This is a genomic window from Dechloromonas sp. ZS-1 (assembly GCF_039649255.1).
In the GTDB taxonomy this organism is placed as follows: domain Bacteria; phylum Pseudomonadota; class Gammaproteobacteria; order Burkholderiales; family Rhodocyclaceae; genus Azonexus.
Genome location: NZ_JBDIYD010000010.1, coordinates 24,425 through 48,253, shown reverse-complemented (window position 1 = coordinate 48,253; position 23,829 = coordinate 24,425). Strand labels below are relative to the sequence as shown.

Annotated in this window: 20 protein-coding genes; 6 read left to right on the top strand and 14 right to left on the bottom strand. The window is 64.8% G+C overall.

Features of this window, described 5'->3' with window-relative positions:
• The first annotated feature begins 7 nt into the window (after window positions 1-7).
• The 3 genes from rph (at window position 8) to hemW (ending at window position 2,651) form a co-directional block, all read left to right on the top strand.
• A complete protein-coding gene (gene rph, locus AACO21_RS12660) occupies window positions 8-724 on the top strand; it encodes a ribonuclease PH (RefSeq protein WP_346192887.1) in 717 nt (238 codons plus the stop codon).
• A gap of 118 nt (window positions 725-842) precedes the next feature.
• The gene (rdgB, locus tag AACO21_RS12655) at window positions 843-1,430 is read left to right on the top strand and encodes an RdgB/HAM1 family non-canonical purine NTP pyrophosphatase (protein WP_346192886.1); all 588 of its coding nucleotides are present in this window, start codon (window positions 843-845) and stop codon (window positions 1,428-1,430) included.
• Window positions 1,431-1,442: 12 nt separating this feature from the next.
• Window positions 1,443-2,651, top strand: a complete 1,209-nt coding sequence (gene hemW / locus AACO21_RS12650) for a radical SAM family heme chaperone HemW (RefSeq protein WP_346192885.1) — start codon at window positions 1,443-1,445, stop codon at window positions 2,649-2,651.
• 57 nt (window positions 2,652-2,708) lie between these two features.
• Here the strand turns inward: hemW and AACO21_RS12645 are convergent, their stop codons facing one another.
• Window positions 2,709-4,730, bottom strand: a complete 2,022-nt coding sequence (locus tag AACO21_RS12645) for a cache domain-containing protein (RefSeq protein WP_346192884.1) — start codon at window positions 4,728-4,730, stop codon at window positions 2,709-2,711.
• 16 nt (window positions 4,731-4,746) lie between these two features.
• Window positions 4,747-6,111, bottom strand: a complete 1,365-nt coding sequence (locus tag AACO21_RS12640; protein ID WP_346192883.1) for a sigma-54 dependent transcriptional regulator — start codon at window positions 6,109-6,111, stop codon at window positions 4,747-4,749.
• A gap of 263 nt (window positions 6,112-6,374) precedes the next feature.
• Between AACO21_RS12640 and AACO21_RS12635 the strand changes: the two genes are divergently transcribed.
• On the top strand, window positions 6,375-6,581 hold the full coding sequence (locus AACO21_RS12635) for a hypothetical protein (RefSeq protein WP_346192882.1): 207 nt from the start codon (window positions 6,375-6,377) through the stop codon (window positions 6,579-6,581).
• Here AACO21_RS12635 and AACO21_RS12630 read toward each other — a convergent pair.
• The 12 genes from AACO21_RS12630 to AACO21_RS12575 form a co-directional block, all read right to left on the bottom strand.
• Window positions 6,575-6,964, bottom strand: coding sequence for a YchJ family metal-binding protein (locus AACO21_RS12630; protein ID WP_346192881.1), 390 nt, complete (start codon window positions 6,962-6,964; stop codon window positions 6,575-6,577). The two genes, AACO21_RS12635 and AACO21_RS12630, sit on opposite strands and share 7 nt — an antisense overlap.
• Complete coding sequence (locus tag AACO21_RS12625; RefSeq protein WP_346192880.1) at window positions 6,961-7,971, bottom strand: recombination-associated protein RdgC; 1,011 nt, start codon at window positions 7,969-7,971, stop codon at window positions 6,961-6,963. Before AACO21_RS12625 ends, AACO21_RS12630 begins: the two co-directional genes overlap by 4 nt.
• A gap of 42 nt (window positions 7,972-8,013) precedes the next feature.
• Window positions 8,014-8,817, bottom strand: coding sequence for a tRNA (guanosine(46)-N7)-methyltransferase TrmB (trmB, locus tag AACO21_RS12620; RefSeq protein ID WP_346192879.1), 804 nt, complete (start codon window positions 8,815-8,817; stop codon window positions 8,014-8,016).
• Window positions 8,814-9,596: a thiazole synthase gene (locus AACO21_RS12615; protein WP_028993605.1), complete on the bottom strand. Its 783-nt coding sequence runs from the start codon at window positions 9,594-9,596 to the stop codon at window positions 8,814-8,816. Before AACO21_RS12615 ends, trmB begins: the two co-directional genes overlap by 4 nt.
• A gap of 9 nt (window positions 9,597-9,605) precedes the next feature.
• Window positions 9,606-9,809, bottom strand: a complete 204-nt coding sequence (gene thiS / locus AACO21_RS12610) for a sulfur carrier protein ThiS (protein ID WP_346192878.1) — start codon at window positions 9,807-9,809, stop codon at window positions 9,606-9,608.
• Between the two features lie 36 nt (window positions 9,810-9,845).
• Window positions 9,846-12,728: an EAL domain-containing protein gene (locus AACO21_RS12605; RefSeq protein ID WP_346192877.1), complete on the bottom strand. Its 2,883-nt coding sequence runs from the start codon at window positions 12,726-12,728 to the stop codon at window positions 9,846-9,848.
• A 104-nt stretch (window positions 12,729-12,832) separates the two neighbouring features.
• On the bottom strand, window positions 12,833-13,603 hold the full coding sequence (locus AACO21_RS12600; protein ID WP_346192876.1) for an SDR family oxidoreductase: 771 nt from the start codon (window positions 13,601-13,603) through the stop codon (window positions 12,833-12,835).
• A gap of 15 nt (window positions 13,604-13,618) precedes the next feature.
• The gene (locus AACO21_RS12595; protein ID WP_346192875.1) at window positions 13,619-14,263 is read right to left on the bottom strand and encodes a thiol:disulfide interchange protein DsbA/DsbL; all 645 of its coding nucleotides are present in this window, start codon (window positions 14,261-14,263) and stop codon (window positions 13,619-13,621) included.
• Between the two features lie 9 nt (window positions 14,264-14,272).
• Window positions 14,273-14,941, bottom strand: coding sequence for an SPOR domain-containing protein (locus AACO21_RS12590; protein WP_346192874.1), 669 nt, complete (start codon window positions 14,939-14,941; stop codon window positions 14,273-14,275).
• Between the two features lie 21 nt (window positions 14,942-14,962).
• Entirely contained in the window at window positions 14,963-16,726 is a 1,764-nt protein-coding gene (gene argS / locus AACO21_RS12585; protein ID WP_346192873.1) for an arginine--tRNA ligase, read from the bottom strand.
• 52 nt (window positions 16,727-16,778) lie between these two features.
• A complete protein-coding gene (locus tag AACO21_RS12580) occupies window positions 16,779-17,276 on the bottom strand; it encodes a DNA-deoxyinosine glycosylase (protein ID WP_346192872.1) in 498 nt (165 codons plus the stop codon).
• Window positions 17,277-17,288: 12 nt separating this feature from the next.
• The gene (locus AACO21_RS12575) at window positions 17,289-18,809 is read right to left on the bottom strand and encodes a diguanylate cyclase (RefSeq protein ID WP_346192871.1); all 1,521 of its coding nucleotides are present in this window, start codon (window positions 18,807-18,809) and stop codon (window positions 17,289-17,291) included.
• A gap of 214 nt (window positions 18,810-19,023) precedes the next feature.
• Between AACO21_RS12575 and ubiB the strand changes: the two genes are divergently transcribed.
• Both ubiB and AACO21_RS12565 read left to right on the top strand, forming a co-directional pair.
• Entirely contained in the window at window positions 19,024-20,544 is a 1,521-nt protein-coding gene (gene ubiB, locus AACO21_RS12570; protein ID WP_346192870.1) for a ubiquinone biosynthesis regulatory protein kinase UbiB, read from the top strand.
• Between the two features lies 1 nt (window position 20,545).
• Window positions 20,546-23,824 carry a DEAD/DEAH box helicase gene (locus AACO21_RS12565; RefSeq protein ID WP_346192869.1) on the top strand — a complete coding sequence of 1,093 codons (3,279 nt, stop codon included), beginning with the start codon at window positions 20,546-20,548 and terminating at the stop codon, window positions 23,822-23,824.
• Window positions 23,825-23,829 lie beyond the last annotated feature (5 nt).

The following is a 23,829-nucleotide window of genomic DNA, read 5'->3' as shown; positions in this document are numbered from 1 at the left end:
GAATCCCATGCGCCCGAGCCAACGCCAGGCGGACCAGCTGCGTGCTGTCCGTATCACCCGCAACTTCACCCGCCATGCCGAAGGCGCCGTGCTCATCGAGATGGGCGACACCCGCGTGCTGTGCACGGCCTCCGTCGAAGAAAACGTGCCGCCCTTCCTGCGCGGCAAGGGCCAGGGCTGGGTCACCGCCGAGTACGGCATGCTGCCACGCGCCACGCACACCCGCTCGGCGCGTGAAGCGGCCAAGGGCAAGCAGACGGGCCGCACCCAGGAAATCCAGCGTCTGATCGGCCGCGCCCTGCGCGCCGTGGTCGACCTGAAAGCCCTGGGCGAACGCCAGATCACCCTCGACTGCGATGTCCTGCAAGCCGATGGCGGCACCCGTTGCGCCGCCATCACCGGCGCCTGGATTGCCCTCCATGACGCCTGCGAGAAGCTCGTCCAGGCCGGCAAGCTGCCCGCCAACCCGATCCGCGACCATGTGGCCGCCGTTTCCGTCGGCATCGTCGGCGGCACGCCGGTGCTCGACCTCGACTACCCGGAAGACTCCGGCTGCGATACCGACATGAATGTCGTCATGACCGGCCAGGGCGGCATCGTCGAAATCCAGGGGACGGCCGAAGGCGAGCCCTTCACCCGCGAACAGATGAATGTGCTGGTCGATCTGGCCCAGGCCGGCATCCGCAACCTGGTCGCCGCCCAGACCCGCGCCCTCGCCGACTGAACCCCGGCGACCCATCGGGCCGCACTGGAACACGGCCCACCCGATTGCTGTCTGATCGTTTTACCCGCCTGCCGACGGTCGACCGTCGGCAGGCCTGTTTTTTCAGAAGGTCCGTGCCATGCAAAAACTCGTCCTCGCCTCCAACAACGCCAAGAAGATCAAGGAACTCAACGCCCTGCTCGCCCCGCTTGGCTTCGAGGTCATCCCGCAAGGCCAGCTCGGCATTCCGGAAGCCGAGGAACCCTACGGCACCTTCATCGAAAACGCCCTGACCAAGGCCCGCCATGCCGCCGCGCACAGCGGCCTGCCGGCGCTGGCCGATGACTCAGGCCTCTGCGTGCGCGCCCTGGGCGGCGCCCCCGGCGTACTCTCCGCGCGCTATGCCGGCGAGCCGAAATCGGATGCCCGCAACAACGAAAAGCTGCTCGCCGACCTGACCGGCCAGACCGACCGCCGCGCCCACTTCGTCAGCCTGCTCGTGCTGTGCCGCAGCGCCGACGATCCGCAGCCGATCATTGCCGAAGGCGAATGGCACGGCGAAATCCTGAGCACCCCGCGCGGCGCCGAAGGCTTTGGCTACGATCCACTGTTCTTCGTCCCGAGCACCGGCCTGACCGCAGCCGAACTCGACCCCGAGACCAAGAACCGTCTGTCCCATCGCGGCCAGGCCATGCAGCAGCTGATCGCCCGCCTGCCGATGCTCTAAGCCGATCCGGCCATGCAGAAGACCATCCCCATTTTTGCCGCCCCCGCCGCGTCGACCGTCGCCGACGGCCCGACCGTGCTTGAATTCCGCAAGTCGCCGCCGCTCTCGCTCTATGTGCATGTGCCGTGGTGCGTGCAGAAATGTCCGTATTGCGATTTCAACTCGCACGAGGCAGACGGCCAGATTCCCGAACGACAGTACGTCGATGCGCTGATCGCCGACCTGCAATCCGCCCTGCCCCTGATCTGGGGCCGCCCGGTGGTCAGCGTCTTTTTCGGTGGCGGCACGCCCAGCCTGCTCTCACCGGCCGCGCTCGACGAACTGATTGCTGCCTTCCGCGCGCTGGCCATGCTCTCGCCGGAAGCGGAAATCACGCTCGAGGCCAATCCGGGCACGGTCGAAGCGGACAAATTCGCCGGCTTCCGCGCCGCCGGGATCAACCGCCTGTCGCTCGGCATCCAGAGTTTCAACGACGCGCACCTGCAAGCCCTCGGACGCATTCACGGCAGCGCCGAAGCACGCCGCGCCGCCCAGCTCGCTGGCGAGCACTTCGAACGCTTCAACCTCGACCTGATGTACGGCCTGCCCAACCAGACCCTGGCCGAGGCGCTGAACGACATCGAGACCGCGCTCAGCTTCACCCCGCCGCATCTCTCCTGCTATCAGCTGACGCTGGAACCCAACACGCGCTTTGCCGCCTTTCCGCCGGACCTGCCGGAAGGTGACCTCTGCGCCGACATGCAGGAAGCCATCGAAACCCGCCTGGCCGAGGCCGGTTACGCCAACTACGAAACCTCCGCCTTCGCCCAGCCAGGCCGCCAGTGTCTGCACAACCTGAATTACTGGCACTTTGGCGACTATCTCGGCATCGGGGCCGGCGCGCACAGCAAGCTGACCCTGCACGACCGCGTGCTGCGCCAGATGCGCTGGAAGCATCCGACGGCCTATCTGAAGCAAGTACAGTCAGGGTCACCAGTGCAGGAGCATCAGGAAGTCGGCGCCGATGCCCTGCCCTTCGAATTCATGATGAATGCGCTGCGCCTGGCCGAGGGCTTCACGCCGAGCACCTTCGAATCCCGGACCTCGCTGCCGCTGGCCCGCATCCTGCCGCAACTGCGCGCCGCCGCCGACGACGACCTGCTCAGCCTGTCGCCGGAGCGCATTGCTCCGACGGAAAAGGGGCGGCGTTTCCTGAACGTGCTGCTGGAACGTTTTCTCTGACGTACGCAAGGAAGCGGCCCGTCGCCGCTGCATCACCGGGGGCTGAACGCGTGCCGATCAGCCCGCCGAGAGTTCCGGCGCCAGGGGTTCGGCCCGCAGCCAGACCGTAAAGCGCGAACCGCAGCCCGGGACACTCTCTACGCTGATCCGCCCCCCATAGCGCTCAACCAGCGAGAGACTGACCCACAACCCAAGCCCCGTCCCCCCCGGCTTCTTCGCCGTGTAGAAAGGCTTGAACAGGCTGGCTTGCTCCTGCGCGCTCAAACCCGGACCGGTATCGCCAACGATGATGCGGAGGCCGAGCGGCATGTCCGCCTCGTCCCAATCCTCGACGGCCAGCGTCAGCACCCCGCCTTCCGGCATGGCCTGAATGGCATTGACCATCAGGTTGATCAGGACCTGTTGCAATTCATTGCGGTTGCACAAGATCTGGCGCGCCGAATCGAGGTGCTGCTCGATCGCCACATTGCCCTTCTTGAGCAGATGCCCGACCAGCAACAGGCTGTCCTGGATGAGTTGCGCCGGGGTCACCGGCTCCAGATAGCCGACATAGTCCTGCGGCCGGGCAAACTGCAGGAGCTTGGCGACGATCAGGCGGATGCGATGCACCTGCTCGTGGATCAATTTGATCTCCGGCGCCACCGGCTCGGCGGCTGGCCCGAGGATGTCGCGCAGGACATCGAGGTTGCCCTGGATGACCGCCACCGGATTATTCACCTCATGCGCGACCCCGGCGGTCAACTGCCCGATGGCGGCCAATTTCTCGTTCATGACCAGTTGCGACTGCGCTGCTTTCAACTCGGCCACTGCCCGCTCCAGCTCCGCCGTGCGCTTGGCCACCTCGCCATCGAGCGACTCGCCCCAGCGTTTCAGGGAGTCGGCCTGGGCTTGCAGGCGGTCAAGCAACTGATCGAAATGCGCGGCCACCACCGCCAGTTCATCCTGGCTATCGACCGGCCCGACCCGCGCCTCAGTCTCGCCCCGCTCGATCGCGTGCATGGTCGCGTGCATGCGCTCGATGGGCTTGAACACACGGCGCGCCCAGAGCACGGCAAAGACGCCGGCGACCAGCATGACCAGCCCGAAGAGGGCCACCACCACCCCGAGCGCACTGCGCTTGGCCTCTTCAAAGGGGCCTTCGAGAAAGCCCACATAAAGCATGCCGATACGCGCCCCCGCGCTGTCATGCAAAGGCGCATAGGCCGAGACATACCAGTCGTTCACGACAAAGGCGCGGTCCAGCCAGGTGCGCCCCTGCTCGAGCACGGCACTGTGCACCGCCGTGGACACCCGCGTGCCGATGGCCCGTTCACCGGCAAACAGGCGGACATTGGTGGCCACCCGCACATCGCCCAGGAACAAGGTCGCCGTGCCCGCGCTGCCCAGGGGCAAGGCGCCCGGCGGATAGACGATTTCATTCAGGCGATCGATGAAGCCCAGGTTCTTGTTGAGCAGCACCCCGCCGGTCAGGATGCCGGTGATATGCCCGGCCGTATCGCGCACCGGCGCGGCGGCATGAATGAGCAGGCCGCGCCGTTCCTCGGTCCGTTCATCCGGCCAGGCGCCGGGGGTGGGCAGAATGGGCGTGACGGCCTGTTCGGCCAACATGGGATCGAGCTGGCGCAGACTGTCCGGCGAAAAAATCTCGGTTTCCGTGCGCACCGAACCGGCCAGGGCGGAGGCAAGCACCGGCCACTCGCCGGCCAGGCGACGGCTACGGTCAACGCTCCAGAACTCCAGAAAATCGAGCTTCTGCGCCTGCCGGGCTTCCTGCAGCATGAGCCCGACCTGGCCGCGCCCGGCCAGCGCCTGCTGCAGACGGCTCGATCCGGCCAGGGCCTCGACCGAGCGTCCAACGCCATCGCGCACCCGCTCGTAATAACCGTGCGCCACCGCCAGATCGGCCCGCACCTTGGTGACCAGCAGGCTGTCGAAATACTGCCCGCCCCAATTGGCCAGCACGGCCACCATGGCCGGCAAGGCAATGCCCAGCGGCAACAAGGCCAGCAGCAGCAGGCGAATGCGGATCGAAGTCCGGCTGGGCGGCGTGATCGGAGCCGGCGGGGAATCAGGCATCATGCGCCCTCATGTTGCATCAGGGCGCATCGCCCACGCCCCAGGCCTGGCACTTGCGGTCCATGGTTTTGCGCGAGATGCCGAGGCGGCGGGCTGCTTCCGACTTGTTGCCATCGCAGGCCGCCAGCACGGCCAGAATGTGCCGTTTTTCCACCGCTTCCAGCGACTCCAAGGCACTGCCCGTGCTCTCGGCGGCCACTTCCGGCTCGGGCCCAAGGTCGAACCAGCCCAGGATGAGCGAGCGCTCGACGAAGTTGCGCAACTCGCGCACATTGCCCGGCCAGTCGTAGGCCGCCATGCGCGCCTGAGTCCGCGCGTCGAGCGCCAGACGCGGCACGCCCAGCGCCGGCACCAGCTGTGCCATGAAATGTTCGACCAGCAGCGGCAGGTCTTCCGGCCGTTCGCGCAAAGGCGGCAGCGTCACCTCGACGACCTGCAGACGGTAGTAGAGATCCTGACGAAAACGCTGGGCCGTCACCTCGGTTTTCAGGTCACGGTTGGTCGCGGCAATGACGCGCACGTCGATCGGAATTTCCTGCTCGGAGCCGACCGGGCGCACGCGACGTTCCTCCAGCACACGCAGGAGCTTGGCCTGCGCGGCCGGGGGCAATTCGCCGATTTCATCGAGGAAGAGCGTGCCGCCGCGCGCGTAGTAGAACAGGCCTTCGCGGTTCTGCTTGGCGCCGGTGAAGGCGCCTTTGACGTGGCCGAACAATTCCGACTCGATCAGTTCCGAGGCGATGGCCGCGCAGTTGATCGGCACGAAGGGACCGCTCGCCCGCGCGCTCATGCGATGCAGGGCGCGCGCCGCCACTTCCTTGCCCGTCCCGGATTCGCCAGTGAGCAGCACGGTGGCGGGCGTCGGTGCAATGCGTTTCAGACGCTCGCAGGCCGCCAGCATGGCCTCCGATTGGCCGACCACGCCTTCGACATCGAAGGTGCGCTCGCTCACTTCGCGACGCAGGACAAAGTTCTCGCGCAGCAAACGGGAGCGTTCGAAACAGCGCTGCAGGGCATTCAGCACCTGGGCCAGGGAAAACGGCTTGAGCAGGAAATCGGCCGCCCCGGCGCGCAAGGCTTCGATGGCTGTATCGAGATCGGCATAGGCCGTCATCAGGACCACATCCCCGGCAAAGCCTTCTTCACGCAACTGGAGCAGCCAGTCGATGCCGGAACGGCCCGGCAGGGCGATGTCGAGCACGATCAGGTCATAGAGATGGCGGCGCAGCAAGGGCTCTGCCGCCTCGACGCTGCCCGCGCAATCCACCGTGCCGCAGCGGCTGGCGAGGGCCCGCTGGAGAAAGCTGACCATGCCCGGCTCGTCGTCGACGACGAGCACGGAATAGGGTTTCCAGAGCGGGTCCTGCGAAGTGGCGTGGTCCATGGCAATGCGCGTAAAAGGTCAGCGGGCGATGATCGCAAGATGTCCGGGCGCTGGCAACCTTGGCGCAAGCGACAGCGCGATCGCAACTTGCCAGCACACGCGATCATCCGTTAAATTAAGGACTTGGCTGCAACCGGGTGCTGGCCACACCGTCGCCGATTTATGACTACTTGCGGGGCGACAGACAAATTCTGCTAAAGCGTCGCATGGCCCTCCCCCACGGCATCGCGATCGCCGAGGACAACCGGGGGAAGGAGCCTGACATGTTGATCACCGATCTCGACAGCCTTGAACTGAGCCGCGAAGCGAGCGGCCGTTTTTCCCCCTGCCTGCCCCCTGTGCGTCCGCCACAAGCGGTCCTGCAGCAGCGTCGCGCCGACAGCGTGGATGCCGAAGTGAGCCGTTTGCGCTGCCGTCTGGCCGCACACCGGCTGGCCCTGGCGCGACGCCTCGGGCTGGACGCTCAATAATCGCCGTCGACGTAGTACCAGCGCCCGTCCTCGCGGACGAAGCGGCTTAACTCGTGCAGTCGATGGCCGCGGCCATCGACCCGGTAACGCGCCACGAACTCGACCTCGGCCTGATCCGGGCCGGTGCTGCGGTGCTGCCGCACCTCAAGGCCGAGCCATTTGGTCGGATCGTCGGCCAGATTGAGTTCGGCCGGACGGGTCGAGGCATGCCAGGTAGCGAGCAGGTATTCGTCGAGCTTCAGCACGTAGGCGCTGTAGCGCGAGCGCATCAGCGCCTCGGCGGTCGGCGCAAATTCGGCCCCGCCATGCCGTCGACCGCAGCAGATGGCATAGCGCAGGCCGCTGCCGCAGGGGCAGACCTCGGGCAGCACGGCGGGCTTCATGCCTCCCAGGGCGGGGTCAGGTTGGCAGGGGCGCTGGATGCGGCCGCCGGAGCCGGGCTGACCCGTTGCATGGGCGCCGGGGCGCTCGCGCCGTCCGCCGCCTCGGCCACCTCCCCCCCCAGCGCCGCGATCAGCGCGGGCAGGAAACGGGTCAGTTCGCCGGTCATCAGCGCGAAGTCGGCATCGAACTGCTCGTCCGCGTTCTCGGCGGCCTTTTCGGCATCTTCCTTGAGGATGTCGAGGAAGGCGAGGCGCTTCACTTCCAGCTTTTCGGTGAGCACGAAGGCAATGCGCTCGTCCCAGGTCAGGGCCAGCTTGGTCGGCAGCTTGCCGGCGGCAAGGTGGGCCTTGATTTCGGCGTGCACTTCGTCATTGAGCGGATGGCGGACGTAGCGCACGGCGGATTTTTCTTCGCCCATGGCCTTCAGTTCGCAATCGCGGTCGATGGTGAACCCGGCCGGCGCATCGCCGCCCGCCAGCCAGTCGGCCATCGCCGAGGTCGGGGAAAGCTGGGTGTGCAGCGGCTTGAGCGGAAAGTCGTCGAGACAGAAACGCAGGTGCTCGATGACTTCCTCGGCCTTGGCCGGGCTGCCGGCATCGACCACGAACCAGCCGCTCTGCGGATCGACCCAGACGAAACTGCTGCGGCGCTTGGTGAAGGCGCGCGGCATCAGTTCTTCGGTGACGCGTTCCTTGAGGTCCTTGAGCTGCTTGCGGCCCGGGGCATAGCCCTGGCTTTCGGTGAGGGCCTCGGCGCGCTCCTTGACCTCGTCGTTGATCACGGAGGCGGGCAGGATGCGCTGCTCGACGGCCAGGGAGAGCAGCCACTGGCGGTTGTTCGAATAAATCAGGCCGCTGTCCTTGCGGGGCGGCACCCAGCCACGGGACATCGGCTCATGGCTGGCGCAGCGGGCAAAACCGCCGCGGGTGAGTTGCTCGTCCAGCTTGGCGAGGTCAATGGTCCACGGCGTGGGCAGGCGATACAGTTGCAGGTTCTTGAACCACATGGTGCGGGGAAAATCCTTGTTGTTATGGCGCGTCGACGACGGTCAACGCTTTTTGAAGACCAGATCCCAGACGCCATGACCCAGACGCAGGCCACGGTTCTCGAATTTGGTCAGCGGGCGATACGCGGGGCGCGGGGCAAAGCCGACCAGGCCTTCAGCGCTGTCCGCTTCGAGCGCAGCAGCAAGCGCGGCGGTCGACGGGTTGGCGACGCTGTTTTCCAGGCTGGGCTCACGGCCGAGCACATCGAGCATCTGCAGCGCGTAGTTTTCCCAGTCGGTCGCGCAGTGGATGTAGCCACCCGGTTTCAGGCGCGAGGCGAGCAAGGCCACGAAGGGCTGCTGGATCAGGCGGCGCTTCTTGTGACGCGTCTTGTGCCACGGATCCGGGAAAAAGATGTGGATGCCGTCGAGCGAGCCTTCCGGCAGCATGTCGCGCACCACTTCCACGGCATCGTGGTTGCCGATGCGCAGGTTGCTCAGGTTTTTCTCGGCGATCAGCTTGCACAGGGCACCGACGCCCGGCACGTGCACTTCGAGACCGAAGTAATCGTTTTCCGGATGGGCTTCGGCGATGCGCGCCGTGGTTTCGCCCATGCCGCAGCCGATTTCCAGGATTTTCGGGGCCGCACGGCCGTAGACCGCAGCCAGATCGACCGGTGACGGCTGATAGGGGATCCCGATCTTCGGCATCATCTCGTCGAAGTAGCGGTGCTGCGCTTCCGACATGCGGCCGGCGCGGCGCACGAAGCTCTTGATGTGGCCGTGGCCGTCATGAGCCTCGCGGCCTTCGGTATAGACGCCGTCGTCGTGGGCGGCGCCGGATTCAATCAACAGGTCTTTGCTCATGAGCCGATCAGTCCGGTGGTCGGCGACGAAGGGTCGGCCGAATAGTATTTGCGGGCCATGCGGCCGGCGAGGAAGGCTTCACGCCCGGCTTCGATGCCCTTCTTCATGGCCGAGGCCATCAGCACCGGGTTCTTGGCGTGGGCGATGGCGGTGTTCATCAGCACGCCGTCGCAGCCCAGTTCCATCGCGATGGTGGCATCGGAGGCCGTGCCGACACCGGCATCGACGATGATCGGCACCTTGGCGTTGTCGATGATCAGGCGCAGGTTCCACGGATTGACGATACCCATGCCGGAACCGATCAGGGAAGCGAGCGGCATCACCGCGACGCAGCCGATCTCTTCGAGCATCTTGCACTGGATGGGATCGTCGGCGCAGTAGACCATGACCTCGAAGCCTTCCTTGACCAGCGTTTCAGCGGCCTTCAGGGTTTCCGGCATGTTCGGGAAGAGATTGGTCGGGTCACCCAGGACTTCGAGCTTGCACAGCGGATGGCCGTCGAGCAGTTCGCGCGCCAGGCGCAGGGTGCGCACGGCGTCGTCGGCGGTGTAGCAGCCGGCGGTATTGGGCAGGATGGTGAATTGCGAGGGCGGCACGGCGTCGAGCAGGCTCGGCTGGCTGGCGTCCTGGCCGATATTCACGCGGCGCACGGCGACGGTGACGATTTCGGCACCGGAGGCGTCGATGGCGGCGCGGGTTTCGGCAAAATCCTTGTACTTGCCGGTGCCGACCAGCAAACGGGAACGATACGCCTTGCCGGCGATGGTCAGTTGATGCATGGGAACTCCTTAGCCGCCGCCGACGGCGACGACGATTTCAAGCTGGTCACCCGAAACGAGCGGCGTGCTGGCATGCAAGCTTTTCGGGACGATCTCGCCGTTCTTCTCAACGGCAATGCGCTTGCCCGTATAGCCGAGCTGATCAATCAGGCCGGCGACGGTCAACGCGTCAGGGAACTGGCGATCTTCGCCATTGATCTTGAGGGTAAGCATCGCGCTATTTTAGCCGAAGCCGACGCCCCCCGCCCCTCATCGATGACGCTGTGCGAAGTCGGCAAAGGCGTCCGGCAACAGCGGCTTGCTGAAGTAGTAGCCCTGAATCTCGTTACACCCCGCCCCGAGCAGGAAAGCCAGCTGATCGGCTGTCTCGACGCCTTCGGCAATGGCCCGCATGTTGAGCGAACGGGCAATGCTGATCACGGCGCGCGACATCGCCGCGCCTTCTTCGTTGGTGGCGGCATCGGCAATAAAGCTGCGGTCGATCTTCAGTTTGTCGACCTTGAAGCGCTTCAGATAGGCCAGGCTGGAATAGCCCGTCCCGAAATCGTCGATCGCCACGCTGGCGCCGATGGCCTTCAGGCCGCCGATCACGTCCTGAATCAGGATGCTGTCGTCGATCAGCGTCGACTCGGTGAGCTCCAGTTGGATCAGGGCGGGCGAGATCCCGGCATGCTGGGCCGCCCGCTGCAGGGCGGCAACCACATCCGAGCGGTAAATCTGCACCCCGGAGACGTTGACCGCCACCCGGCAGTTGAGGCCGGCATCCTGCCAGCGGCGGGCCTGATCGCAGGCCTGCTGGATGACCCATTCGCCGAGCGGGAGAATGAGGCCGATTTCCTCGGCCACCGGGATGAACTCGGCCGGCGACACCAGGCCTTCGCCCGTCGGCTGCCAGCGCAGGAGGGCCTCGGCGCCGAATACGCGGCCGCTGTCGGCATAGACCTGCGGCTGATAGACGAGATGAAATTCGTCACGCTGCAGCGCCGTGCGCAGGCTGTTGGCGAGGTCCAGCCGGCGCCGCGCCTGCTCGTCCATGCTCGGATGGAAGAAACACCATGTCCCGCGCGCACGCTCCTTCGAGGCGTACATCGCGGTATCGGCCTTCTGCATCAGGACATCGAAGTCGCTGCCATCCTCCGGCGCGACGACAATCCCGATCGAGACCGAGGTGCTCAGGTGATGCTCGCCGATATGGAAAGGTTCGACCAGCGCCGCAATGATTTTGTCGGCAATGCGCGCGGCGACTTCCCGCCCGCCGATATCGCCCAGCAGCAGGATGAATTCATCCCCGCCCTGCCGGCTCAGCGTATCGGCTTCACGCAGGCAGGCACGCAGGCGGCGCACCACGGCGATGAGCAGCTGATCGCCGACACGATGCCCGAGCGAATCGTTGATCCGCTTGAAATGATCGAGGTCGAGGAACATCAGGGCAGCGCTGCGGCCGCTGCGCCGCATCTGGTCCATGACATGACTGAAGCGGTCACGCAGCAGCAGGCGATTGGGCAGACTGGTCAGCGGATCATGGTGGGCCAGATACTGAATCTTTTCCTGGGCGGCCTTGCGCTCGGTGATGTCGGAGAAGGAGCCGATGTAATTGACGATGCCGCCATCGGCGTCACGCACCGTCGTGATCGACAGCCACTTCGGGTAGATCGAACCATCCTTGCGCTGATCCCAGACTTCGCCTTCCCAGCGCCCCTGCTCAATCACGGTGCGCCACATTTCGGCGTAAAAGGCATCATCGTGCCGGCCGGACTTCAGGAGACGCGGGGTCTGCCCCACCACCTCGTCGCGGCTATAGCCGGTGATGTCGGAGAAGGCCTGGTTCACATTGACGATCACGCCCGCCGAATCGGTCACCAGCAAGGCTTCCGAGGTATGCGCAAACACTTTCTCGGCCAGGCGCAGTTCAGCCTCCTGACGATAGCGCATGGTCACATCGGTATAGACCCAGATCGAGCCTTCATGCACCTTGCCCTGGTCGATCGGACGGCCGGTCAGCATGACCCGGATCGACGAGCCATCGGCCCGCTGCATGCTGTACTCCGCCTGCGACGAGCCCAAGTGCTCGAGGTCCAGATACATGCCGCTGCCCACAGCATCCCATTGCGCATCGGACTGGTAGAGGATGCGCGTAGATTGGCCGATCAGGCTGTCCGGATCACTGAACTGGAACATTTCGACCAGACGCTGATTGCAGCGCACGATCTTTCGCTGCTTGATCCAGACGATGCCGACGTGGGCGTTATCAAAAATGAGCTGCTGCTCGGCGAGCAGGCGGAGAATTTCCGCTTCGGCCCGCTTGCGTTCGGTGATGTCGGTATATGAGGTGACGAACCCGCCATCCGGCAAGGGCGAGCCTTTCACTTCCAGCACGCTGCCATCCGGGCGCGTGCGTTCGAAACAATGGGCCTGCTGCTGGCGGGCCTTTTCGAGGCTGTCTCGCACCGTATTTTCAACATCGACCGAACCGTACTCGCCCCGCTCGGCGTTGAAACGGATGAATTTTTCTAGGTAGTTGGGCGGGTCGAACAAGGTGTCGGGAAAGCCCAGCATGGCCTTGAACTGGCGGTTGTACTTGATGACTTCCAGATTGGCATCCATCACCGTGATGCCGCTCGGAAAGTGTTCGATCATGGTGTTCATGATCTGGTGCTCGCGGCGCAGGGCCTCGTCCGCACGCCGTTGCCCGGAAACGTCCTGCAAGGTCTCGATGGCGCCGATGACCTCGCCGGCCGCGTTATAGAGCGGCGCTGCCGTGAAGAACAGCCAGGTGCCCTGCGGCCCCATGTTCGGGAAGAAATCCTCTGCCTCGTAGGAACCGGGCAGCAACACGGAACGACGAAATTTATTGGCGTAGTAGGTTTCGATCCCGGCTTCGAGATCGCCGGACACCACCAGGTCGGCCATGACCGGCCGGGCGCTCGGATAAAAGGGCTTCCATTGATCACGGGTGCCGAGCAGCTGCGCTGCCGGGTAGCCCATGACCACCTCGCAAGCGCGGTTCCAATGGGTCACGCGGTGATCGAGGTCGATCACGAAAATCGGGACAGGGGTGCTCGCCAGGATCTGGTCCAGGCGCTCGAAATCTTCAAGCAGGACCATCCCGGCTGTGCCGTGGGTGCGTTTCATTTTGTCTCCGCCGAAGTCGTCTGCGCGCCCAGGCCTCCCCTTGGACACACAGCGCTTCCGCCTTTGGTTATAGGCGGATTTTACTCCCGCAGCAACGTAGCGTGCTACCTCAACAGGCCGCGAGGTTTTCGGGGGGCGCTGGCAAACAGGCGGTCGTAGAGCCAGTTCGGCAGCAGGCGCAGCACCTTCGCCACCCACCCCATCTGCCACGGGATCACGGTATAGCTGGTGCCCCGCTCAATGGCGGCGGCAAAACGGCGTGCCGCCTGATCGGCCGGCAGCAAAAACGGCATTGTGTACGGGTTGACCGCCGTCATCGGGGTCTCGATGTACCCCGGTGCAATGGTGACGACCGGAATGCCGGCCGGACGCAGTTCCAGGCGCAGACTTTCCAGGTAGGCGATGGCCGCAGCTTTCGAGGCCGAATACGCCTCCGCGCCCGGCAAGCCGCGAATGCCCGCCACCGAGGCAATCCCGACCAGACGACGCCAGCCACCCGCCTGCTTCATCGCCGGGATGAACGGCGCGAAGGTGGCCGCCATGCCATACAGGTTGATGTCCATGACGCGACGGATCACCGCCAGGTCTTCGGCATGCTCGGTCAGCGTTCCGGCCGACACGCCCGCACTGGCGACCACGATTTCCGGCACGCCAAAGCGCGCCATGAAATCGGCAGCCGCCTCGGCCAGTGCTGCGGCATCGGTGACATCCAGCACATAACAGGCATGGCCGCCACCCAGCCGGGCATTCAGGGCCGCCAGGGCATCGGCACGCCGCCCCACCAGGCCCAGGCGCGCACCCTGCGCCGCGTAGTAAACGGCAAGCGCCTCGCCGATCCCCGACGAGGCGCCCGTAATAAAGACAGACTGACTCAAGAAACAGCTGCCGGCTTACTTCTTGCCGGCCTTCTCGGCACGCGTCTTGGCCACCAGCTTGTCGGTGATGCTCAGCGCTTCGGCATAACCCTGGCCGCCGACCAGATATTTGCCTTCGACGGCGAGCGACGGGACGCCCTGAATCTTGTACGCCTGCGCCATCTGATCGCCGCGCTTGACCTTGCTCATGACACCAAAGGAGCCAAAGGCTTCGCCGAACTTCTTGCTATCGACCCCCTTCTTGGCCACCCATTCCAGGATGTTCTTCTCATCGAACAGGTTCACGCGCTCAACGTGAATGGCCTTGAAGATGTCTGCTTCCAGACGATGCTGATCGCCCGTCACTTCGAGGGCGTAGTAGAGCTTGGCCGCATTGGCCCAGGCGGCACGACCGAAGGAAACCGGCACTTTCTTGAGCACCACATCGGCCGGCAACTTGGCTTCCCAGCTGCTGATCAGCGGATTGAACTCGGCGCAGTGCGGGCAACCGTAGCTGAAAAATTCCACCACTTCGATCTTGGCCGGGGTTTCGGTCGGCTGAGCCGGGCTGATCGGCGTGTAATCCTTGCCGACCGACTGGGCCTGGGCCGGCAGGGCGACGGTCAACGCGGCGCCGAGGGCAAAAATGGCAGAGACGAACTGGCGACGGGCAAACATCATGCGGACTCCTTATTTGGCAAGCTGGGCATCAATGCCGGATTTGGCAAGGTCAGCCCGGACTTTGTTCAATTCATCGATGCGCGTATAGGGGCCGACGCGCACGCGATAGAGGGTTTTATCCTGAATCATCACCTGCTGGACCACGGCCTCGATGCCCATGAAGGCGAGCTTGGCCTTCTGGTTGTCGGCATCCTGCGCCGTGCTGAAGGAACCAGCCTGGAGGAAGAGCGGGGTCTTGCTTTCCTTGACCTCCTCCTTCTTCGCTTCGTCCTTCTTCACCTCATCCTTTTTCGGCTCGTCTTTCTTCGGTTCATCCTTCTTGGCGGTGTCCTTCGCCGGCTCCGGCTTGGCCACCTTGTCCGGCACGGCATCGGCCTTGCCCGGCAGGATGTCGTAAAACTGGAAGCGCTTTTCCGGCACCGGATCACCCGGCTTGCCCGGCAGGGCCATCGGCTGCTGGGCCGGCTTGTCGGCCGGTTTGCCGTTGCCGACCGGCTGGGCCGCGACGGGGTCGGATTTGGCCGGTGCCTGCACCTGCTTGTTGAAAGGCAGGGGCGATTTGTTCATGTACCAGACGACGCCGGCCGCGACACCGACACCGAGCACCAGCCCGATGAACATGCCGATCAGCGTTCCGCCGCCCGATTTCTTTTTGGGCGGCGCCTTGCGGGGTTTCATGTCGCGACTCATGCGAGGTCCTTACATGGATTCGGGGCAGCTCACGCCGAGGATGGCGAGGCCGTTGCGGATCACCTGACGCACGGCGGCAGCCAGGGCAACGCGGGCCGCACACAGCGCGGCATCGTCGACCAGCATGCGCTCGGCGTTGTACCAGCCATGGAATTCGCCGGCCAGGTCCTTCAGGTAGAAGGCGATCTGGTGCGGCGCGAGGTCGCGCGCGGCGGTCTCGACCACTTCGCGGAACTGGGCCAGCTGATTGGCGATGGCCAGTTCGCGCTCATTGTTGAGCAGCGCGAAGTCGGCATCGGCCAGATCGTCCAGATTGCCGTCCCACTGACGGATCACCGAGCAGACGCGGGCGTGGGCGTACTGAATGTAGTAGACCGGGTTTTCGTTGGTCTGGCTCTTGGCCAGATCGAGGTCGAAATCGAGGTGCTGGTCGGACTTGCGCAGGGCGTAGAAGAAACGGCACGCATCGTTGCCGACTTCCTTGCGCAGTTCGCGCAGGGTGACGAACTCGCCGGAGCGGGTGGACATCGAGGCCTTCTGGCCGTTGCGGTAGAGCACGGCAAACTGGACCAGGGCGACATGCAGCTTGTCGCTGTCGAGATCGAGCGCCTTGATCGCACCGGTCACGCGCGGGATGTAGCCGTGGTGATCGGCGCCCCAGATGTTGATGACCTTGTCGAAACCACGCTCGAACTTGTTCAGGTGGTAGGCGATGTCGGAGGCGAAATAGGTGAACAAACCATTCTCGCGCTGCACGACGCGATCCTTCTCGTCGCCGAAGGCGGTGGATTTGAACCACTTGGCGCCGTTCTGCACGTAGATGTGACCTTTTTCTTCCAGCAAGCCGACGCAACGGGCCACGAGGCCGGTGTCGTAGAGCGACTTTTCGGAATACCAGACTTCGAATTCGACGCCGAATTCCTTCAGATCGTCACGGCAGTCTTCCAGCTGCTCGTTGAGCGCATGCTGATGCACGTAATGCCAGTCGCCGCCGAGCAGCTCCTTGGCGCGGGCGATCAGGGCATCGAGATGCAGTTCGCGTTGCTGCTTGGCTTCGTCGTCGGCACGGCCGGCTTCCGGCAGGCCCGGCGTACCGGCCTGCACGTCGGCAGCGGCGCGCACGAACTTGTCGCCGTGGGCCACGCTCATCTGCTTGCCCATCTCGCGCACGTAGTCGCCCTGATAGGCGTTCGGCGGGAAGGGCACAGTCTGGCCGTGCTGATCGAGGTAACGCAGCCAGGTCGAGAGACCGAGGATGTCCATCTGGCGGCCGGCGTCATTGACGTAGTACTCGCGCGTCACGTCCCAGCCGGCAAACGAGAGCAGGCTGGAGAGGGAAGCCCCGTAGGCCGCACCGCGGCCGTGGCCGACGTGGAGCGGGCCGGTCGGGTTGGCGGAAACGAATTCCACCTGCACTTTTTGCTTGCCGCCGGCGGTCGACCGTCCGAAATCGGTCTTTTCGGCCAGGACGTTCTTGATCACGCCCGTCTTCGTCCCGGCATCGAGCTTGAAGTTGATGAAGCCGGCACCCGCCACCTCGGCGTGCGTCACCAGCGTGGACGGCGGCAGTTCGTTGAGGAGCTGCTGGGCGATCTCGCGCGGATTTTTCTTCAGGGCACGGGCCAGTTGCATCGCGAGGTTGGTCGCGAAGTCGCCGTGCGTCGGGTCGCGCGGGCGCTCAAGCTGGATCGGGGTATCGGTTGCAGTCGGGGCAACACTGGCCAGCGCCTGTTGCAACAGGGCGGTCAGCTGGGTTTTGACGTCGTGGGCCATTGAATCAGCAGCAAAAAATGCAAAAGCGGGATTATACGCTGCCCCTGCCGCTTTATTCGGCCAGGATCGCACGCCAGGCCGCCAGTTTTTCCGGATAAGCGAGCGCGGCATGGGCCGGGCTGGTCGAGGGCAGGCGCGACAGCGCGGGCAAGTCGCCGCCCAAGCGGGGCAGGACGTGCTGACGAAAGGCTTTCTCTGCCGCCGCCCCATTGAAGAAAACACGGCGGATGCCGGGGTAGGCGGAAAACAGGCCGGGAAAGTCGTTGACCGCCACCGAGGCCGGCACAATATCGGCATCGAGACTGCCACGCCGTTCGCAGCCGGCCATCACATCCCAGAGCGCCAGTCCCTGCGCCTGCAGGCTGGCCAGACGCTGTGCATAAGGCAGATCCGGCCCGGCGCCGATCAGATCGCCCATCAGGCGCCAGAAAACGTTCCGGGGATGGGCGTAGTAACGGGCTGCCGCCAGCGAGGCCACGCCGGGCATCGAACCGAGGATCAGGGTATGCGGCGCCGGCCCGATGACCGGCGGAAAACTCTGGACGCGCACGTCAGCGGACGATCACGCCCCCAGGACGCGGTTCTTGCCGGCACGCTTGGCCAGGTACATCGCCTGGTCGGCACGCCGGATGGCATCGTTGCCGTCTTCGTCCTGCGCCAGCTGGGCGACGCCCGCACTGAAAGTAATCAGGACCCGCTCGCTGCCGGACATGAAGATCGCCTTGGTCAGCTCGCGCTGCAGGCGGGTCATGATCTCGACCCCCTGCTCCAGGGTCGTATCCGGCATCAGGATGACGAACTCCTCGCCACCGTAACGCGCCAGGGTATCCGTCGGGCGCATGCACGCCCGCGCGATATTGGCCAGATGCACCAGGGCCACATCGCCGGCATCGTGCCCGAGGCGGTCGTTCAGGGCCTTGAAATTATCGAGGTCGAGCAGGCTGACCGACAAGGGCGCATCCTTGCGGCGCATGCTGGCGATCTCGCGTGCCAGCGCCTCATCCAGGCCTTTGCGGTTGAGCGCATCGGTGAGCGGATCGTGGCGCGCCATCGCGCTGGCGCTATCGAGCTCAAGGTGCAACTGCACCAACTCGGCCTCGGTCGCCTCGACCCGCGCCTGCAGGGATTCCAGTTGCTCGCGCGAACGCGCCGTTTCTTCGGCCATGCCGCGCGTGCGATCAATCACCGAGCGCAACAGCGGGGTGAGGTCTTCCAGACTGGTCACCGCCTCCATGCGCCGCGCGCTTTCCTCGATATCCCCCTGGAAGCTCACGCTGGACGCGTTCATCTCCGAGAGCTGACCGATGAAGGCGGACAGCATGCGGCGCATTTCCTCCTGCGCCTCGACGGAACGCGCCTTGGCCCGCGACTGCTTGACCATGACATCGCGCAACCGGCGTTCCATCTCGTCCAGGTGACGCAAAGTAATGGGCGGCGCCACCGTGGCCAACAGGCCATCGACCTGCCCTTTCAGCCAGCTGTCGTCGAGGCTCAGTTCCCCGATGTTCTGAATGATCAGATGGAGCAGCTTGAGCAGCGACGCACGGATTTCAACCTGCTCTTCGGCGGCGAACACCACCTGGCGGCTGAAGGCCGGCAGCAAGGCATCGAGATCACTGATCCGCGGCGCCGCCTGACGCAGCGCACGAATCAGATCCTGCCCGGCGGCCACCGCCTGATGATCGTCATCCCCCAAAGCCGGCAGCAAGCGCTCAAACAGGCGCGCCAGGGCATGCGCAAACCCCGGCAGCAACGCATCTTCACTGCAGGAACCCGAGACACTCGGGCTTTCCGCACGCTGCTGATCGATAAAGGCCAGCACGGCATCCTGAACCCCCTGCCAGCTGCGCCGGACGATCGCGGCATCGAGATCGGCAACACACGCCAACTGGGCATCGCCATGCGGCACCAGCGCCCCGGCCAGGCGCCGCAGGGGCTGATCCGGAAAAGGGGCACTGGGCGGCAAACCGGCGATTTCGTGATAGCAGGCCTGAAAATTGGCCGGCGTTGGCGGCAAATGCCGCGCCGCCAGCTGTTTCAGGGCTTCACGCGCCAGTTCGGACGGGGCTTTCAGATCGCTCATCGAGTCTGTGGGCAAAGGTTGACGGGCTGTCGCCCAAAGGGAATCAAACAACCACTGATGCATGAGTTTAACGGATCACAGCGACAAGGGCGCATGCTCAGAGCAAGATTTCTCGCCGGCAGCCGCGGGCAGGGCGCAGCAGTTCAAAAAGGGGCCGGCGCATTCACCGACCACGTGTTAACATGCTCGTTTGACTTCGCCCCCGCTTGCCGCCATGCGCTTATTCCGCCTGCTCAAGATCGCCTCGGTCGCCAGCCGTTACGGCCTGGACGAATTGGTGCTCGAACACGAGCCCAGCGGTCGCCTGGTCCGCATTGCGAACGCGCTTCAATTCTGGCGCGACCTCTCCGCGCCGCGCGCCGAGCGCCTGCGCCTGGCACTGGAAGCCCTGGGGCCGATCTTCGTCAAATTCGGGCAGGTCCTCTCGACCCGGCGCGACCTGATGCCGCCGGACATCGCGGACGAACTGGCCAAGCTCCAGGACCGCGTGCCGCCCTTTGGTTCCGAACTCGCCCTGAAGGAAATCGAGAAGGCCTACGGCCGACCGGCCCATGAGGTCTTTGCCGAATTCGACCCGGTGCCGGTCGCCTCGGCCTCCATCGCACAGGTGCACTTTGCCCGCCTGCGCGAAGAAGATGGCGGCCATGAAGTCGCGGTGAAAATCCTGCGTCCGAACATGTTGACCGTGATCGAACACGATCTGGCCCTCATGGACACGCTGGCCATGCTGCTCGAAAGGCTCTGGTCGGACGGCAAGCGCCTGAAACCGCGCGAGGTAGTGGCGGAATTCGCCAAATACCTGAAGGACGAACTGGACCTCATGCGCGAGGCCGCCAACGCCTCGCAACTGCGCCGCAATTTCACGGACTCCGAACTGCTCATCGTGCCGGAAGTGCATTGGGATTTCTGCACCTCGACCGTGATGGTCATGGAGCGCATGAAAGGCGTGCCGATTTCCCAGACCGAGCGTCTGGTGGCCGAAGGCATCGACATGAAGAAGCTCTCCGCCGCCGGCGTCGAGATTTTCTTCACCCAGGTTTTCCGCGACGGCTTCTTTCATGCCGACATGCATCCGGGCAACATTTTCGTGGCCGCGGACGGGCGCTACATCGCCCTCGACTTCGGCATCGTCGGCACCCTGACCGATACCGACAAGAACTACCTCGCGCAGAATTTCCTCGCTTTCTTCCGGCGCGACTACAAGCGCGTCGCCGAAGCGCACATCGAATCCGGCTGGGCGCCCAAGGACACCCGTGTCGATGAATTCGAAGCAGCCATCCGCGCCGTCTGCGAACCGATCTTCGACCGCCCCCTGAAAGATATTTCCTTCGGCAAGGTCCTGCTCCGCCTCTTCCAGACCTCGCGCCGCTTCAATGTCGAAATCCAGCCGCAACTGGTGATGCTGCAGAAAACCCTGCTCAACATCGAAGGCCTGGGCCGCCAACTGGATCCGGAGCTGGACCTCTGGAAGACCGCCAAACCCTTCCTCGAGCGCTGGATGAGCGAGCAGGTCGGCTGGCGCGGTCTGGTCAAGACCTTCAAGCAGGAAGCCCCTTATCTGGCACGCACGCTGCCGCAACTGCCACGCCTCGTGCATCAGGTTCTGGCCCAACCCGCCAAGGCTGATCTCGCGCCGCAACTCGAACGCCTGATCGCCGCCAAGACCGTGCAAAACCGCTGGCTGGCCGTGATCGCCGCCCTGCTTGCCGGCCTTGTCGCCAGTCGCTATTTTTAAGATGGCCGCCGTTACCCTCGCTAATTTCACCGAAGACGACGTTGCCGAATGGCTCGGCGATGCCGACGTTGCCAAAGGCAAACCCTATGTCGACCTGATCCGCGATTTCGATGCGGATGAAGAACGCGTGCGCGGTACCGTGCCCGGCTCGGCCCGCGAACCGTATCTGACCAGCGCCCGCCTGATCGGAAAGAAGGATGGCAGCGTCACCCTGATCAGCGGCTGCACCTGCCCGGTCGGCGTGAATTGCAAGCACGTTGCAGCCATCCTGCTCAAGGCCATCGAGGAGCGCAATCCGGTCGAACGCGTCAGCACCGGCGTGCTCTCCTGGGTGGAAGACCTGCGCCGCGCCTCCGCCGCCGTGGCCAAGAAAAAGGCCCGCCCGAGTACCGCCCGCCAGCAGTTGTTCTACCTGCTGCGCTGGACACCGGACCGTCGCCATTTCGGCGTGGAAATCCGCAAGGGCAAATTCCCGGAAAGCGCCGAGGAATGGTGGAAGATCGACCGCGCCCTGGTCACGCCGCCCCAGTTCGTCACCGAGGAAGACCTCGGCATCCTGCGCCTGCTCTGGGCTGAACGCAGCCACGAGAATGGCCTGCGCGCCTTTGCCCTCGGTCCCCAACACGGCGCCGAAGCCCTCCAGCGCATGGCCGCCAGCCACCGCCTGTACAGCCAGGACGACCTGGCGCTGCCGCTCAATACCGGCGGCGAACGCCCGGCCAGCATCGGCTGGCAGGTCGATGCCCAGGGCTTCCAGCGCCCCTACCTGAAGCCGGATCCGGCCGCCGAGATGGTGATTCCGGTCGACCCGCCCTGGTATGGCGATTTCGCCGGCGGAGAAATCGGCCCGCTCGCGGTGAGCGGCAATCCGGAAGTCGTTGCCAAGCTCTTCAGCCTGCCGCCGCTCTCGGCCAAGGAAGCCATTCTGGTGGCCGAAGCCTTGTCCGAACTGGCGCCAGAATTGCCGATGCCAGCCGAAGATGCCAGCGCCCGCCTGCGCCAGGTGGATTGTGCGCCGGTGCCGGTGCTGCAGCTGGACACCCTGCACACGCACGGCTACCGCGCCTGGCGCGGCTACCCGCAGAGCTTCAATGGCGGCCCCTTCGATGTGGCCCGGGTCGTCTTCCGCTATGCCGATGCCGAAATCCGGCCCAGCGAACGGCACGAATTCGTGACCCTGCCCGACGGCGAAACCATCCGCCTGCAACGCCGCCCGGAGGCCGAACAACGCGCCCTGAGCGCGCTCGGCAACGCGGGTCTGGAACGCATTCCCGGCCACACGCTGTCCACCTTTGGCAGCCCGCCGCCCGACATTTACGGTCTGGTCAGCGAGCACGCCTGGACGCCCTTCATGCAGCAGGGGCTGGATGACCTGCGCGCCGCCGGCTGGACCATCGAATTCCCGGAGGACTTCCGCCATCACGTGCTCGACATCGACGGCTGGGAAGCCGATCTGGTCGAAGCGGAGAACGGCTGGTTCGACCTCGACATGGGCATCATCGTCGAAGGGGAGCGCCTGCCGCTCGCCCCGCTGCTGGCCGGCCTCTTTCAGCGCGACGCGCGCTGGCTGGACGGCATCGAGCTGGCCTACATCCCGGACGACGAGCCGATCGAACTGATGACCGCGCGCGGCAAGCGCCTGCGCGTTCAGGCCGCCCGCCTGAAACCGCTGGCCCTGACGCTGATCGACCTGTTTGACGGGTTCACCGGCGGCAACACGCTGCGCCTGTCGCGCTTCGACGCGCCCCGCCTGACCGTGCTGAACGACACCAGCCGCTGGCAGTTCCGTGGCCAGACGGATGTGATGGCGCTGGCCGACAAGCTGATTGCCGCCCAGGGCATCCAGAACATCGATCCGCCCCAGGGCCTCGGCCTGGAATTGCGCGGTTACCAGAAGGAAGGTCTGGCCTGGCTGCAATTCCTGCGCGCCAATGATCTGTCCGGCATCCTGGCCGACGACATGGGTCTCGGCAAAACCGCCCAGACCCTCGCCCACCTGTTGCTGGAAAAGGAAAGCGGCCGTCTGGATCGCCCTGCGCTGATCATCCTGCCGACCTCGCTGCTCTTCAACTGGAAGAGCGAAGCGGCCCGCTTTGCCCCGGACCTGCGCGTCCTTGCCCTGCATGGCCCGGACCGCAAGGCCCGCTTTGCCGAGATCGGGCAGCACGATGTGGTGCTCACCACCTACCCGCTGCTCTGGCGCGATGCCGACGAACTGATGAAGCACGCTTATCACCTGCTCATCCTCGATGAAGCCCAGACCGTCAAGAACGCCCAGAGCCAGAGCGCCGAAGCCGTGCGCAAGATCGATGCGCGGCACCGCCTCTGCCTGACCGGCACGCCGCTCGAAAACCACCTCGGCGAGTTGTGGAGTCAGTTCGATTTCCTGCTCCCCGGTTTCCTCGGCGGCCAGCGCCAATTCACCCGTCACTGGCGGACGCCGATCGAGAAGCAGGGCGACACCGAACGGCGCGACCTGCTGGCCCGCCGCATTCGCCCCTTCATCCTGCGCCGCAAGAAGGAAGACGTGGCGACCGAACTGCCGCCCAAGACCATCATTGTGCGCAGTGTCGAGCTGGTCGGCGGCCAGCGCGATCTCTACGAAACGGTGCGCGCCGCGATGGATGCCAAGGTGCGCGATGAGATCGCCCAGAAGGGCTTTGCGCGCAGCCAGATCGTCATCCTCGACGCGCTGCTCAAGCTGCGCCAGGTCTGCTGCGACCCGCGCCTGGTCAAGGCGCTCTCGGCCCGCAAGGTGCAGGAACGCGCCAAGCTCGACCTGCTCATGGAAATGGTGCCGGAACTGGTCGACGAAGGCCGCCGCATCCTGATCTTCTCGCAGTTCACGAGCATGCTCGCGCTGATTGAGGATGAACTGAAAGCACTCGGCATCCCCTACGGCCTGCTCACCGGCGACACCGCCGACCGCGAAACGCCGATCCGCCGCTTCCAGGAGGGCGAGCTGCCGGTTTTCCTGATCAGCCTGAAGGCCGGCGGCGTCGGTCTGAACCTGACGGCGGCCGACACCGTGATCCACTACGATCCGTGGTGGAACCCGGCCGTGGAAAATCAGGCGACCGACCGCGCCCACCGCCTCGGCCAGGACAAGCCGGTGTTCGTCTACAAGCTGATCGTTGGCGGCAGTATCGAAGAAAAGATCCTCGCCCTGCAGGAACGCAAGGCCGAGCTCGCCGCCGGCATCCTCTCCGAGGATCACCGCGTCGATGTGAAGTTCGGCACGGACGATCTGGCCGCCCTCTTCGAGCCGTTGCCGGTTTAAGCCGG